This is a genomic window from Candidatus Borrarchaeum sp. (assembly GCF_019058535.1).
In the GTDB taxonomy this organism is placed as follows: domain Archaea; phylum Asgardarchaeota; class Sifarchaeia; order Borrarchaeales; family Borrarchaeaceae; genus Borrarchaeum; species Borrarchaeum weybense.
The window spans coordinates 37645-53998 of the sequence record NZ_JAHPYX010000110.1; the positions used below are offsets into that span (position 1 = coordinate 37645).

The window sequence follows — 16354 nt, forward strand, 5'->3', positions numbered from 1 at the left end:
AATTTGATAAGTATCTTTTTATGGATGCGAGTAAACGTTGAGAAATGAGTTTTCAGTAGCAAAATCCCTTATTATGAAAGCGTGGGATACTGAAAGATACCTTTTTTTGGCGGTAATTCTTACTAATCTCTTCATTCTTTTTCCAGATTTTGTTCGCATTCCTTCTTACTTATTCTTGTTTAACATTGTACCGGGTTGGATATTTCTCAAATTTTACTTACGTATTAAAATTGACAATATTCGAATGGCAATTCTTTCCTTTTCATTAAGTATTATAATTGGCTCACTTCTTTTTCTTATCCAAGCTATAATACTCGGCTACCTCTCTCCTCTCTTTAGTTTATTCTTCTTTGATATATTTCTTCTATTAGGAATATTTTTATCACAATATCGAGAAAATTATGCCTACAAAGGACTTCCTATTTCTAAGCATTCTTTATTGTTTTTACTCGCCCTAAGTGCTTTTAATTTGATCGCACACAGCGTATATTTGCTCACGATCATAGTTTTCTTTCCAGATAGTATCATTTTCGTTAGTAATCCCAGCGATTATTTCATGTATATTAGTTTCATCGAAGAATCACGAAAAGCTATGCCTCCCCAATGGCCAGAGTATTCTGGTACTCCACTCACCTATCCATGGCTTTTCATCATATTTTATTCTGGTATTTGCGAGTTAACAACATTAAATTCGTTTTTTCTCGCGATTATAATGAATGGGATCTTGAGTACAGCACTAGGTTTGTTGATTTTTATCTTCTGCAATGATAATTTCAAAAATGAGCTTATCGGTGTGATTTCAGCATTTTTCTTTTCTTTTGGTACAGAAGCTACGTGGCTTCTTCAGTTGATGCGGGGCACTCCTCCACTTTGGAACTATTTACCTCCACAAATTCCAAGTCCAGGAATTGCTTTTTGTTCGTCATTAGGAATAGATCAGTTTATGAAGGGGTTCATGCACACACCAGCTTATATAATTGCGATACTTTCGTTGTTTTTCTTAAACAAGTTTGTTGAGGAACGAAAGAGGAGGTTTCTCGGCACTTCAATTCTTCTATTTGTGATGTTCCCCTTCTATCATACGCTCATCTATGCTGTTATCCTCATTGTACTCTTAATGTTCGGAATTTTTCTTCTTTTATGGCGTGATTGGAGAAACGCAGTTCTGGTATTTTCAATTAGTATAGTGTCCGCCCTCCCACTTTATCTTTATTGGCAGTTCTTCGCACCTTATTTAATTGAAATTGGCACTTCAAAGCCCGGAAGATTCATAGGACTTAAATTTCTTTATGGAGCCTTCGTCCCTGTGCAATCACTCGCTGCTCTCCTTTCGTATATCGGTTTTGCGATTATTCTCACTATCATTGGCTTTGTGTTTTCAATAAAGAGTACTCGCTTCTTGGATCGTTTTCTAGGGTTATGGCTAATTGTAATTACTTTCCTAATTTTTTTCACCGACTTCAGGGTCGGCAATTTCTATTACTACTGGACGTTTTCAATTCCTGCCATTTTTTATGCCGGAAAGGGTTTAACGAAGATATTTTCGTATAAACTATTTACAGATAAATGGAAGAAGTATGGGATTCTTCTATTTTTCTTCATGGTTTGCATAATCCCAACAATCCAATTGTTCAGCGCAGCTGTTAATTCTCCCGTATACATGACACTCCAACAAGATGAACTTGAGGCATATAGCTGGATTAGAGAGAACACACCAGAAGAATCAGTATTTCTTGTCGCTCCCTCTAACGGAAGTTATCCTCCCAGTCCTATAACCTCTTTTAGTGGACGAAGGATTGTTTTAGGGAATGAGTTTCATGTTGAACCGTATAAATTAAATTATGAACGGCGATACCAAGATGTTCGTGTTATGTACACTTCCCCAGATATTAGTGAAGCAATAAATCTAATGAATGACTTTGATGTGGATTATATCTTCGTTTCAATAAGGGAATATGAAAGTTTTGGAAAAGAGAATTTAATAAAATTCGCAGAGTATCCCCAATATTTTACACCAGTCTTTAATAATGGTTATTGCGACATATATTCATTATCTTAGCTCTTTTAATGCAGAAGTTTTGGTATGGAGATAAAAAAATTAAAATGTCAACTTTTCAGCTTTTTGCACGATTTCGACGAATTTGATACTTAAAACAGCTAAATCATTCTCAGACTATAAACTGTAAATCTATCATTTTTATACCCAAGACTAAGCATTGGATCTGCTTCAAGTCTTGCTTCACACCCAGAGTATAATCCTCTTTCATAAGGACCTACGACAACATAACTTCCCTTTCCTTTCTGAAGCAATTCAAGTCGTAAAGTTGTGTTCTGCGTATTGTAAATTGCTCTTGCATCTTGATTCTTTAATATTGCATGTGCTCTTCCTGAGACTAATGATATTCGTAGATAGACATAGTAATCTTGATCAAGAAGCCAAGTTCCACTAACGGTAGTTAACTCTGTATAAAAGACAAATCGGCTCGTTATTGGCGTGTTTTCGCGAAACCAATTACCAACCGCTGCTTCTTCTGGGCTTAGATATGTCCATTGGGTATGTCCTACAGTAGGCCAAAAACCGTCATGTGCCCATAAAAACCTTGGATACCAGTGTTGTGAGAGATGTTTCTCATAACTATCAAACCGTGTTCTAACATTAGGTACAAATGGATTTGGCATTATAATGAATAAAATGAAAAGAAAAATAGCTACATGCATTTTTTTAATGTTGAATCTGGACAAATAGCTGAAAATGGGCTGAAAGATGTTTATATCATCCAACCTTCTATAGACTTCAAGAATGAATTCAGCAGATAGAAAGCAGAGAAATACAGGTAAAAAATATTCATAGGATTTTGCAATTAGGTTTCGATATAGTGGAGGCAATAGCGCATCCCAATCAGCATGTAAACGTAGTGCAGTAAAGATTAGGGATTGCGGAATAATTACTGGTAGCATCTGTGTTATAAAAACCACAGGCAAGATCGTTAGAACTAATATGCGATAAAAATTCATTTTTTCAGAAAAAAAGGACACGATTATTATGACGAAGGCAAAAGCCTCCAAAAAAACGTATGTATTTAGTACATACAGAAGATCTCCGGTGTAAAATGGTTCAATAAATGGTGTTGCCAGTATTCTTAAGATAATAATTATGAGATAGATCCCAATCAGTATACTCGCAGGATATCTATACTTCTTCAGTTGATCAAGCGGTTTTTTAATTTCAGCAAGATGTCCGATGAGCACTAAACCTAAGAAAATTAGAACAGTTAAAAAAACTACTGCGATGGGTAACACTAAACTTCCTTTGTGAGTACTGGTTCCTAGGATAAACATCCAAATAAGATAAGGAAGCGCAAATATCCACCCAATGACTAGGCACCATGATGTTATCTTCATATAACGGTAACTTTTCGTGATAAATGCAAATATGTAAACCCCAAGTAGAAGGATTAATGATAGAATACCAGTTGTTAAATGAGTAATAATGATTGCACCAAGCGATATGCCGCCTAAAACTAGAAACATCTTATTATTATTTTTATTTCGCTCATAAGCAACGATTGCAATTAATAAACTCATTACAAAGATATAAACAAAGCAAGTAGATCGTGCATCCATTATTCTATTATTTACTTGTGTGAAGAGAAAAAACGCGGATGCTATCATTCCGGTTTTTGTATTCCTAAGCTTCCTGCCAGCGGTAAAAACCGTTAATGGGATAAAAAATGATAATATTATACCAGATACACCTGCAACCTCAACACAAAGTACGTTTGTAAAGAATGTCGCTACAATTATCGTTACCATAGCAAGAACAGCAACTCCTAAAGGGAAGACAGATGTATTATTCAAAAACCCTGATGGAGCCGCGTCAAGTGGAGAGTAAAAGCCACTTACAACTAATCTTTCAGCAGGTTCGATAAGAAATAAGAAATGATCATCATTCATTGCCCAAGGATTTGTCAAATGTAATATTAGACTAGGGATCAAATTCAAGATTAGAATAACGACTAAGAGACCATAGACTAACTGATTACTCCAGATTTCTGACATGAATGCTTTCCATTCTCTAATTAAAATAGAATATCGCTTCTTAACGAATAGTACTATAGTCCAGAATAATGCAAATGCCCAGATTAAAGGAGCAATTATGATACTAAACGGACCAAGGGCTACCATTAGATATGTTAAGAGCATTGATCCAATCAGAACAGCATATATCAGTCTCTCTAAAAAGAATTTAGCCTCTCTAATAATGAAAGTAGAAATTACAAAACCTGGAATAATGAGTAACAGTAGATATGCCACAAATGATAATACTAACAGGCCAATTTGACGTGGTGCCCAAATTAGCAAGTTATTAAAGATTACAATACTAACTTCAGCATAGTTTTCAATTTTCACTCTTGCGAAAGAGAGTATAAAGAGAATTAAAAGTGAAATGCTTGTCCACATAAAGATATTTCGAAAAAAACTAACTCTTTCTTTTGTAAAGAACTCTATCACATCCTTGCAACTCTTCAACATGTATATTATACTCTGATTAATATGTGAAAACATATTTTCTGCAAGGTAATGTGACTTCAACACTGCATTAACTTTATATTTTTTCCGTCGTTGCTGTGATGATATTGATAACCAATGAGTGAGATTGTTTCTTGAAAGTTAGTGAGAGTATGATCTACAACAAAATTATCTCTAGGCTTATCAGTCCTGAAAAACTAATTCTTTACGTCATCCTAATTCTTGCTGTGATTCTTAGGATCAGCCAAGTCGGGTGGTATGACAAAGACGCTGTAATATATGCGCTAATATCCCGTCGAATCGTAATTGAAGGATTTAGCAGTTTTTTCGAGAGAAATGGCTATTGGACATCAATTGATTATAGATTCGGTGATCATCCACCGCTCTTTTTTCTGCTTGTATCATTCTCATTTTTGGTTCTTGGAATGGATTATATTAATGGATGCATCGTTTCATTAATAGCAGGAATCTTTGCTGTTTTACTTGTTTATGTTCTAGCAGTAGAATTATATGATAAAAAAGTAGGTCTTCTTAGTTCCTTTCTTACTGCAATTTTGCCTTGGCATATATTCTTCAGTTCAATTATTCTTGTTGATATGTTAGGATCAACATTGATTCTTCTGACTATGCTGCTTTTCTTCTACGCCTACAAAAGAGGAAGTTTATCAGTATATATTCTTATGGGTGTTTCTCTTGGAATAAGCCTTCTTACAAAATATTATGCTATAATGGTTCCTCTAATTATCGTATCTTTTCTGTTTTTATCAAATAGAGAGTTATTATTGAATAAACATTTATGGTTGGCTTTTGGCATCGCGGGAGTTATTTTTGCTCCTTGGTTATTCTTTGTTGGATTATATCCACTTCGGCATTATGCTTTTACGATAACTCTTAGAGAAAAGGTACCTAATCCTAACCCATTCTTTGTACTAACGTTTCTATTTGCAGAGTTGACCTTTCCTCTATTCATGTTCTTTGTAATGGGGTTTCTTATGGCACTTTTTAGATCATACAGATTAAAAGGAAAACTTAAAGCAGATCTTCTCTTGCTAATATGGATTATTGTACCTGCCCTCGTATATACTTATGGAGCAATAGTTAATGATCTGTTGCATCCCTATTGGAATATTTCTGGATATTTATTGCTTACAGTTCCTGCAATTGCAATATTAGCAAGCAATAGTTTTTTTGATGTGTATTCTCATTTGAGAACTTCAATTTCAAAAATGAAAGCTAAAATTGTAACAATTAATTTTATCCTGCTTATTACAATATCTCTATCGATTTTAATGTGGGGGCGTACAACTGTGGGTGCATTTCGTTTTAACGGATTTTTTCCTTTTTATGATTATCACGATACAATAGGCGAGGTGACTGTATATATCGAAGAAAACATTTCTGAAGGTGTAACTCTTACTTCCCCTCTCTCGTCAGATTTGTTTCTAATAAGATTCTACTTAGGTTCAAGCTACAACATTATAAAGTCTGAAGATATATCTCAAAATGAGAGTTATTACTTAATCGCCCGTTTTACGACAGATGGGCATCTCCTCAAAGTATTTGAAAGCAAAACACATCCCAACTTTGCTTTCTATTTGTATTATATCTCTTAAATGGAGGATTACTCTCTTTGGATTCAATTGAAAGAGTCAAAAGTTGGAAATTTATTTTTCAAGACGATAGTAAATTTTTATCCTTAATATCGTTTCTAATATTTGTCCCAATTACTGTATTTGCATTGTTTGTAATGACTTACTACTCTGCAAGGTTTGTAGTGGTGAATCAACTCATATTGATTATCATCGCCTTGATTATTTCTCTTTTCTTCCTTCTTTTAATTGTTCAAAAACCAAGAATAGGTTCTCATGCCTTAATTCTTGTCTCTCTTATATATACAATCATGCTGTTCTCCTCTCCAGTTTTTTTTAATAACCAATGGCTTCCTTATGATGATTCAAGGTACATACTTTCAGTTATCCATTCATATCTCGATCCTTCTGCTTTTGAAAGAGATCCTAGTATTGTTTATCTAAAAGAAATTCATCCACCTGGACTTCCCTTTTTAGTTATTTGCCTCTCACTAATTTCTGGGTTGGATCTCATTTTTATCTTGAAAATAATTATTTTATCTCTTGGTTATCTCACGCCTCTACTTTACTACAAAATATCAATAAATTTAACAAAAAACAAGCAATTAGGTCTTGCAACAGCATTTTTGTCCATAACCGTACCTGCATCAATAAATATTTTTGCAATCGGTAGCTATTCTTCAATAGGGGCTTTTTTATTCTTACTAATCCTTTATTTTATGACCTTACCTTTAAAGAACTTAAAATGGCTTATTCTCATTGGAATTTCTGTAGGTATAAGTATCATATTTCATCCCTTTTCTGCACTTGCAACTGCTGTAGGAATATTTGGTCTAAGTATCCTGACCGCGATTAGGAAGCGTTCTTTTCGCCCTATAGTAGACCTCTTTGTAATAGGGATTGTAATGGTTCTTTCGAGTGCACTTTATTTAATTCAAGCACTTGGTCGAGATGCAGGTTCTTTGGTAACTCCTACATTCTTAGTGACAACAGGTGTTGGTTTAACTGGAGGAAGGGCTGAAGGATCATTAATTCAACCAGTTACCTATCTAGTTTATCTAGCGACTGGAGGTCTATTAGATCTAAGGAACCCATTTTCTGTAGGTTTGGAAGAATTTGTCTGGATGTACCATTTTACGGTCATCCATATGATAGGTTTAATTGGTTCTGTTTTATTTGTCATAGGTTTTATTTGTGCCTTGAAAAGTAGAAGAGATTTGTTTTGGAAACCTTTTCCTCTCATGCTATCGATCCTACTTCTTATTGTGTTGCTTCTCTTTTCGACACAAATTTTTGGTGTTCTTGTAACGTTAAGACCTCCAAGATATCTTCCATTCATCATTGCAGTAACTCCAATTTATTCGGGCATCGGATTCGTAAAGATACTTGATAAAGTCCAAAGAATCGAACTAAAAATATCCGCTAACTATATTAAAGCTGCATTTATCGCGTTTATATCGATCTTTGGAATACTTGAGGCGACCCTGTATCCTCCTAATTTCTATACCCCTTCAGAGCTTTACGATGCCTGTCTTTGGTTAAGAACTTATACAGAATCCGATAATGTTGTTTCAGCTTTGCCTAGATATGCTGATTCGGTCAGAATGTATGCTAAAAGACCAACTATTTCAAGTCACGAATTAGGAGGCTTCTCTTGGATTTACCAAAATGCCTATTTCATTTGGAAAGAAACTGCAATAGACACATACAAAGCACACTTTACTCAAGAGGAAGCACAACTCATTGAATATATTCAAAAATACTCCATCAATTTCTTTTTCATTGATAGTGAATCTTATGGAAAAAATCAAGTGGAAAGGAATCTCTATTATGATTTAAGCCCTGAAATACTTCCATATTTGAAAAACGACAATCCTTTGTTAAATGAAATTGGTTCAAATGATATGGAGTTACATTTCTTAGAGGTCGTCTACATGAATGGAAATCTCATTATAATACATGTTTTAAACCATCGAATCGCTACATATTTCTGAAATGATTTCTTCCTTCATTAAGTTAAATGCGGTATAAGATAACTTAAAAAGGCACACAATTTAACAAACGAAACCCTCCATTAATTATTTCACAAATAAACGATTTGGTTACAATTTGGATGGACAAGTAATGAGCGAATCAAAAACTCAGAGCACCACAAAGAAAGTAATGACAGGAATCTACTGGAACTTAATTGGAAAAGTTCTGACGATGATAGTTACCTTACTCGTTTCAGTTGTGATTGTGAGAAGTTTAGGTGTAAGGAATTATGGTACCTATGCTTTTGTCTTTACTTTATTTTACCTGGTTGCGCCAATCTGGAAATTGGGAATTGAAGACACACTAAACAAATTTGTTCCCGAGTTTTTAGCGCTAGGCGACTCTAGTTTGGCAAAAGCCATCATAAAATATGGTGTTCTCATTCAATTAACTGTAGCGGGACTCTTTAGTATAACAGTTTACTTTTGGATTGAGAGTCTAACAGCGACGCTAGGTTCTATAGGGTTATTTCCAAACGATCCGGAGTTAATACCCTATTTGCGATTGATTAGTCTTTGGATCGTTCCTAATTCATTTTCTGCCTTAACAGGTGTTATTTTAGTAAGCATATTTGATCAAAAATTTCTGAATATAGTTGTAGCACTGAAAAATCTCTCGACTTCTTGTTTTGTAATAGCTGTTCTATTAACTGGATTTGGAATATCTGAGATTATCATAGTAACGATTTTAGTCGAAACTTTTTTTGCGTTAGTAAAGTTCATTCGCACAGTCTTTAAATTTAGAATTCCTTCAGAATCTGCTAATACAGCTGTAGTAAGTAAAAATGTTAGAAAACGTCTAATCAGATACGCTGCAATAATGATTGCCATTCCTCTAGTCAATTTTATCATTTGGAAACGATCTGAAAATTATCTGATCGGTTTGTTTAGATCTTTGGAAGAAGTAGGTTTTTACAATTTGGCATATTCTTCATCTCAAAACATGCTTGAGAAAACAAATCAATTAATTGGAGAAATGGGCATTGCAGCGTACGCTGAAGTACAAGTACAAGGATTCTCAGGATTAAATAAGTCGTGTAAAATGCACGCCAAATTTCTCTACCTCTATGCAGTGCCAGTTGCCCTTGGCGCTTTAACTTTAGCTGAACAATTCATCATAATTTTTTACACCGAGGCGATGCGTCCTTCAATATTTCCATTTCAAATACTCCTTATCGCTTTTTGTGTAGGCTTACTGGGGGCACCTATGCATACTGCCCTCAATGTGCTTGAGAAGAATGACCTCATATTAAAAATAAATGCAGTATCAGCAGTTGCATTAGTTGCTACTCAAATATTCCTTATTACACAATTTGGCATACTGGGGGCCGTATTTGGTGTTTTAATATTTCAAATAGCAAACAATGGCTTTTTCTTATACATTACTCGCAAATATGTTGGTGGTAACTTTTTACCAATTAAGAATCTAGCAAAGTATATTCTTTCAGGAGCATTAATGGTCTTGATTCTATTAGTTGGGAAGTTCTTTGTTATAACCGAATTATTTACTTTCATAGCTTTCGTTTTAATAGGTGCGGGAGTTTATCTGCTTGGATTGAAATTAGTAAAGGCGTTCGATTCGGAAGATCTGCATATTATTCGCCAATCTGATTTTCCGCTAAAAAAATTTATTCTCAAGTTCTATGGCTAGTTGAATAATAATGTGGTCAATCAATAAAAATAAGATGATTCTCATCGGAATTTTGATCCTAGCTTTCCTTTTAAGGTTTCATAACCTTGGTTACGCCGAATTTACCGGTGATGAAGCCATTGTAGTGGCTAAATCCTTAGGAATTGTAAGAGCCGGAAGTTATTTCCGTAAGACTCCATTTCTTGATAAGGAAGTTAATTTTTGGACGCTTAATATCATTTTAAAGCATCATCATCCGCCAATGGAAATTACAGCACATATTCCGCTTCTAGTGTTTTTTGGAGTGACAGAATTTGTGGCGAGAATTCCTTATCTTTTTTCAGGTGTAATTTCAGTACTGCTTTTCTATAAAATTGCCGAGGAATTGTATGGAACAACAACCGCTCATCTTGCCGCTACCTTTGCTTCAATCAATGGATATTTTATCGCATTTTCTCGCCATGTTCAGTTCATGAGTTTGTTTTTACTTTTTAGTTTATTAACAGCGTATTATTCAGTTAAATATTATAAAAGCAATGATCTAAAAGATTCTGGCCTTGCCGCATTTTTTTTGGGCTTAACTCTCTTATCACATCATTTCGGTATATTTATGGTGATTCCTTTACTTTATATAATAGTAAAAAAATGGTATGAGAACTCATTAGAAACCAAAAATCTAGTTGTCTCATTGACCATTCTAGCAATTCTTATTCTACCCTTTTTTATTCCTTGGATGTTTGCTTCATATTTTTTCCCCGAATTAATTCCTCCTGGTACTGGCTATGCTTCTACATCGCGAAGAGCCTCACCATCTCTCTATTTCAACTTCTTTATATTTCGAATATGGTTAAGATATAATCCTCTTTTTTTCTCTGTGATTTTAATCTGCGGCACTCTGATATCTCTTTGGTTCAGAAATTGGAAACTTTATTTCTTTGTAACGTGGTTCTTAGCGTATTTTATTCCTTTAATATTCTTATTACTTCCATCGCCCACTTACACATATGTTCTTCTTGCTCCTTTGATACTTTTAGCGAGTTTCGGAATTCATAAATCATATTTTATGGTAACTGATAGAATTAGGAAAGTAAGAATAAAAACTGTGAATGTTTTTGTAATTCTTGCTGGGTTATGTTTTCTCTCTTTGTCTGTATGGAATAGTTACATCACTTTTCTTCAATATGACATTTATCCCGCCAGCGCACCATTATTTTATAATTCTAGAAGTTATAAAACTGAACAGGATGCTCCATATGGCGCAAATTACGGAAGAAAAATCGGTTATAAAGCAGCAGGATGGTTTATAAGGCATAATTCCAATGAAAATGATATTATTTTAGGTGATGACCCAGCTAAGGCTGCATATTATTGTGATCGTTTAATTAAAGGAGATATTAAACATCCTGAGGATTTTGAAACAATTAAAAGAGAATTACCTAAGAACCTTTTTATACTATTTCCAGCCCATCTAATAGATCAATATACTGAAATATGGACTTTTACAGGAGAGAACTATAATTTAGTGGCAGTTGTTTCATATGACGGCCAATCAACGATGTTTATATTCGCCCCTTCACCTTCAAGTGAGGTAACTGAACTTAGTATAGAAAAGTATGAAAAATTATTCGATGAAGAGTTTGGTAGTGTTGAAAATAGCTTGTATAAGTATTTTGGCGGCTCTTATCCAATTACAATGGTCTGAACATGTTTTAAATCAACTAAAAACTAAAACTGCTGTTTCTTATTTAATATGAAGAGAAAACCTGCTTATAAATGTCCTCTGTTCTTTCTGCGACCGTTTTAATATCGTATTCTGTCCGCACTACATTACGTCCATGCATACCCATTTTTTTAGCCATTTTCTTATCTGATAAAAGTAGATTCAATTTTTCAGAAAGTCTGGTGATATCTGAAAAATTATATCCGAATCCACACTTTTTTTGTTCTAATTCGAATGTGCCGCCAGTATATGCCCCAACAAATGGTGTTTCGCATGCCATTGCTTCAAGAAGCACCAATCCAAAATTTTCCCATCGACTTGGCATTGCAAGAACATTTGCACCTCTATAGCCACTTAATAGGAGGTCACGGTCGGTAAAACTGATCGGACCTGTAAATATGATGTTCTCATCAACCTGTAATTTTTTGGCCAAGTCATGACAGAGTTGCATATATCCCTTTTTTCCTTCCCAGCCAACGAACACAAACTTTGTATCGGGATTCTCACTTAACACACTGGGGATTGCTTTTATGAGATAATCTGGTGCTTTATTGCCAAAAAAATTTCCAACGAATAATACCATGTTTTCACTATTGATTTCAAATCTCTCTTTAAATAACTCTGGAGAGGGTAACTGTTCATATTTTCCGAAATCTATGCCTGGAGGAATATGGGAGACCTTTTCCTTTTCTATATTATATAGCTTCAAAATTGTAATTTGTTCATATTTCGTCCAGGCAATAACTGTGTCAGCTGCTTTCAGCATCAAAGGAATACAAAATCTATAATAAAGCCTATTAACCCACCAACCCGATTTGTGAAGATGAGAAAAGCCAATAGGGGAGAAAATAACTGGCGTTTGGAGTAGTTTCAGCTTTTTAAATGGCAATGCAGAATCTGTAGTCCAGACATATTGCATCTGAAAGTTAATCAGATCAAATTCTTTAGCATGTCGAAGAACTGCAAGAGGATAATAGGGCTGCACACGATGATGTGGAATGCCATAAGGCTTCCATGGGATGACACCAAATCTTCTTACATTAACTCCTTCGATTATTTCTCTTTTTGGAGTTCCTGGGAGTTTATGTGTAAAAACGGTGACAGTATGGCCTTTTTCAATCAAGATTTTTGACAAATTGTGCACATAGATTTGTGCACCACCAACTTGAGGCCAATAGGTATGGATAGTCTGAAGAATGCGCACTAGTTATACCTCATTTGTAGAGAATATTTGAAAAGATAGAAGTCGGTTGATCAAAAGAGTTCATATTTGTTTCTAAGATAATGGAATTTGTTCATAAATATCCTTCAGTTTGCAGTTTGTTCTTTAGAAAGAAGTATGAATAGAGGTTTAGTGAAAAGAAACTTTACAAGACACTTAAATATGCCTCTTCTGTCTTGTCAAAGACGTTTGACCAATCATAATTTGCTAAAACAGAATTTCTATAATCTCTTGCATTTTCTGAAAAACGGTCATCTTTTATAACTCTAATAATTTTTTTTGCTAAATCATCTGGATCGCTATGATTGCAAAAGAAACCTGTATCATCTTCTTTTATTATGTCAAAAGCGACTCCAACTGGTGTTGACACAATTGGCTTTCCACAGGCGGCAGCTTCTACCAGAGTAATCCCAAATGATTCGTGTAATGATGGAAGAACGAATACATCAGCAAGAGCATATGCTTCAAGTAATGTTTTAGAATCTACACGACCCATGAAAATTACAGTATCTTGCATCCCTAAACGTTTTGCTAAGTTTTTATATTCGAAAATACGCTCGCCACCGCCAATTAACAAACATTTGACATCCGTTTTAAATTGATGGCGTAACTTACTTATAGCCTTAATTAGAGTATCTGTTCCTTTGTGGCCAGCCAGTTTTCCGACTGACAAGATTACTTTTTCATTCTGTAAATCAAACTTTTCTTTCAAATTGTGTTCAGGTAAATTTTGAAATCGCGATGAATCAATTCCCGTAGGAATTTTTTGTATCTTAGATTCTTTTATATAGCGTGATAAGGTTTTAAACTCGCTTTCACATTGTGCAATAATTTTATTTGCGGATTTGATGACTTTAATTCCAGCAGTGTTCGCGTAGATTGTTCCCCATGGATGATATTGAGGTGTAAGAAGGCATGGAGTGTTTCGTAATTTTCCACTTGTAACTGCTAAAAGTGATTGAAATGTGCAATAACCAAAACCGTGAATTATGTCAACATCTTGCACATCGGATGAAAGCAGATATGGAAACATTTGGGGCGTTATATATCTTGGATGTTTTAGAAATCGTGACAAAAAGTGTGGTTTAAGTTTGAATCTTCTTATAATAGTACCTTCTCTAACTTCAAAATCAGGCTGATTTGGATATGCAGAAGTATAAACCGTTACGAAATGTCCTTTTTTTCTAAATCCTTGTACAATATTGTAGGCAAGGATTTGAGTACCACCAATTGATGGTGGATATCTATGAACCATAAATAAAATCTTCATTGAATCCTCACCTAACCAGTAATAAAGGACGTTCTTAAGTAACTAAGGACTTTCTTTGCAATTTAAATTTCGCAATAAACGATATGGACATGTTAAAAAGGCTAGTAAAGCACCTTCTATCAACCCTACCAAATAATAAATAGAAGCTAAAAAGGAGAGTCTTTCTCGTGCACGACTCAGAATCATATTTCCATTGTTTTTTAGAAATCCAATGAAATGTAGAATCCGAGATGCAAATATGTTTTTGAAATAGAAGTACGAATGGTTTCTTGCCCTCCAATAATCTAATTTGATATTTCTTCTAATAGCATGAGATGTTTTTGGACCAATGCGTTTATGGAACACTTTTGCTTTAGGGGCATATATAATAAGGTAATTTCTCTTTTTAAGCCTCATACATACGTCTGTTTCCTCTCGATATGCTCTACCCCCATATAAATTATCAAATCCATCCATTTCAATCAAATGTTTTTTTAAAAAACTCATATTCGTTCCTTTGATATGATCAACTTCGATTCGTTCTTCTCCTAGATCAAAATTACTAATCAATTCTCCTGATTTATCTATTTTTCCGATTATAACTTGCTTTTTCTTTTTTATTCTAACAGGTCGGTCCTCAATGATTTTTCCTCCAACTCCTCCGATTTTTGGTTTATTATAGTTCTTCAGGATTTGTTTTATCCAGTTTTCATCAGCTATCGCATCATCGTCAAGAAACGCGACGATTTCACCCCTTGATTTACAAATCCCGATATTTCTCGCTAGAGTCATGCCTTTATATTTTGTATGGATGTATTTAACAGGGTAGTTTTGTACAAGCATCGTGGTTTCATTTTTATGAGTAGTAGAACTGTCAACAACCAGCACTTCATAAGAGTTTCTGGGGAGATTCTGGCTTTTTAAGGATTCAAGGCACTCTTTTAAATCCTCTGGGCGGTTATACGTCACAACGACCACTGATATAAATAAATCACGAGATTGTGACAACTGTGTTTCATTTCCATTTATTTTTCAAGATTAAGTGATATTGTATTGAGCCTTAAGTTCAGACTTAATTGGGTGAGCTTTTGGAGCGGATCTTTCCAATAGCCTCTAGAATAACTGTTCCAATATGTTTGACTAAGACTAACAGCGTTAACAACAGCAATGCGATTATTGCTAATTCTTCGTTCCACTTAGCATGTGGTATCAACGAAACATGTCCAACTTCAAAGAAAATGAAAAGCGGAATCATGGCTACACTAATGGCGAAACTCATAGCCAAAATCTCTAGTTTGTTCTTGTTCTCATAAAAGGAGAGTTGTGTGATTGCATATCCTGGGATAAAAAAAAGCAGCGGAAACGTAACGATTATCTGTATGTCATCACTTGTATTCTTAATATTCAAGAAATTTATGGCTATGCTTCCATAAACCAGTAACCCTATATTAAAAAGAGCTTCAGCAGTAAGAAGGTCGTTTTGCCTCAAGAAAGTGATGAAAGGCAGCATTTTGTCCTTTATTATTGTAAATTTTTTTCGTATTTCAACCATATAGGGTCCTTCTATAAACTACGTTAGGCGGCTCCTGACTAAATGAAACAATGAAATATCATTAGAATAGAAGACCAACTCTAAATAGACCACGTAGAAGTATTCATCATATTCGTCAATGGTTAATGGTCTATAAAGCTGATGGTCAAATAAAAGTCCATAATCTAACATCGTTGAATCGATAAGAATGTACAACTCATGCCATTCTCCATCGAAATGTAACTGTCGAACAAAATCCTTTGCGATTTTCTGAGATGTTATGTTATAATAGAGGTGTAATTCATCACTTTCAATCGTTATATGTGAGTTTTCAGGAAGCCTAGATGTCAATGCAAAATCATAGCGTTTGTCTGCTAATACAACTGAGTAGTTGTTAATATTTTCCCCCATCCATTCCAATGCAGCATAATCACGTGCATCGAGCCAATTTTGTGTAAGTGCTCCTTGTTCTGGAGTCATAAATGCACTTGACGCTCCTATTGGTATCATAAAACCAATAATTACGATATATACAACTGCAACAGCCTTTTGGAACGATAAATTACTCAATTTGAAGCTATAATAAATTCCAATTGCTGCACAAATACAAAGTGGAAAATACATATACGCCATGAATCGAAAGATATCATAACCTGCGCCTCCTAATGGTAGAAATAAAAGAACTCCAAATGCTATCAGAAAAATTATTATCCAAACTACCAAGAAAACTGATTGCCACGTACGGAAATATTTGAAAAGAAATAAGATCCCAAGAAAAGAACAAAGGAATATAAAGACTTTTGGAATGAGTTTAAAAATCAGCTGAGTTTGATTAACGGTGCCAAAATAG

The 16354-nt window shown here is 34.6% G+C and carries 11 protein-coding genes; 5 read left to right on the forward strand and 6 right to left on the reverse strand.

Translation table 11 applies throughout. The features are described from left to right. The first annotated feature begins 37 nt into the window (after window positions 1-37). Window positions 38-2059, forward strand: coding sequence for a hypothetical protein (locus tag QVB70_RS06285; RefSeq protein WP_287584521.1), 2022 nt, complete (start codon window positions 38-40; stop codon window positions 2057-2059). A gap of 98 nt (window positions 2060-2157) precedes the next feature. Here the strand turns inward: QVB70_RS06285 and QVB70_RS06290 are convergent, their stop codons facing one another. Further along, the gene (locus QVB70_RS06290; protein WP_287584523.1) at window positions 2158-4533 is read right to left on the reverse strand and encodes a hypothetical protein; all 2376 of its coding nucleotides are present in this window, start codon (window positions 4531-4533) and stop codon (window positions 2158-2160) included. A gap of 131 nt (window positions 4534-4664) precedes the next feature. Here QVB70_RS06290 and QVB70_RS06295 point away from each other — a divergent pair, with 131 nt between their 5' ends. The 4 genes from QVB70_RS06295 (at window position 4665) to QVB70_RS06310 (ending at window position 11484) form a co-directional block, all read left to right on the forward strand. After that, complete coding sequence (locus QVB70_RS06295; protein ID WP_287584525.1) at window positions 4665-6143, forward strand: glycosyltransferase family 39 protein; 1479 nt, start codon at window positions 4665-4667, stop codon at window positions 6141-6143. A 17-nt stretch (window positions 6144-6160) separates the two neighbouring features. Next, on the forward strand, window positions 6161-8113 hold the full coding sequence (locus QVB70_RS06300; protein WP_287584527.1) for a hypothetical protein: 1953 nt from the start codon (window positions 6161-6163) through the stop codon (window positions 8111-8113). 130 nt (window positions 8114-8243) lie between these two features. Beyond that, window positions 8244-9803: an oligosaccharide flippase family protein gene (locus QVB70_RS06305; protein ID WP_287584529.1), complete on the forward strand. Its 1560-nt coding sequence runs from the start codon at window positions 8244-8246 to the stop codon at window positions 9801-9803. 10 nt (window positions 9804-9813) lie between these two features. Further along, window positions 9814-11484 (forward strand): glycosyltransferase family 39 protein, encoded by a 1671-nt coding sequence (locus QVB70_RS06310; RefSeq protein ID WP_287584531.1) that lies wholly within the window; start codon window positions 9814-9816, stop codon window positions 11482-11484. A 43-nt stretch (window positions 11485-11527) separates the two neighbouring features. On the opposite strand, the gene QVB70_RS06315 is transcribed toward QVB70_RS06310, so the two are convergent. From QVB70_RS06315 to QVB70_RS06335, 5 genes are all read right to left on the reverse strand, one after another. Then, window positions 11528-12706: a glycosyltransferase family 4 protein gene (locus QVB70_RS06315; RefSeq protein ID WP_287584532.1), complete on the reverse strand. Its 1179-nt coding sequence runs from the start codon at window positions 12704-12706 to the stop codon at window positions 11528-11530. Between the two features lie 163 nt (window positions 12707-12869). After that, window positions 12870-13994 carry a glycosyltransferase family 4 protein gene (locus tag QVB70_RS06320; protein WP_287584534.1) on the reverse strand — a complete coding sequence of 375 codons (1125 nt, stop codon included), beginning with the start codon at window positions 13992-13994 and terminating at the stop codon, window positions 12870-12872. Between the two features lie 42 nt (window positions 13995-14036). Further along, window positions 14037-14951 (reverse strand): glycosyltransferase family 2 protein, encoded by a 915-nt coding sequence (locus QVB70_RS06325; RefSeq protein ID WP_287584542.1) that lies wholly within the window; start codon window positions 14949-14951, stop codon window positions 14037-14039. A gap of 94 nt (window positions 14952-15045) precedes the next feature. After that, window positions 15046-15525 (reverse strand): hypothetical protein, encoded by a 480-nt coding sequence (locus tag QVB70_RS06330; protein WP_287584536.1) that lies wholly within the window; start codon window positions 15523-15525, stop codon window positions 15046-15048. A gap of 18 nt (window positions 15526-15543) precedes the next feature. After that, a partial coding sequence (locus QVB70_RS06335; protein ID WP_287584539.1) for a hypothetical protein occupies window positions 15544-16354 on the reverse strand: 811 nt, incomplete at its 5' end.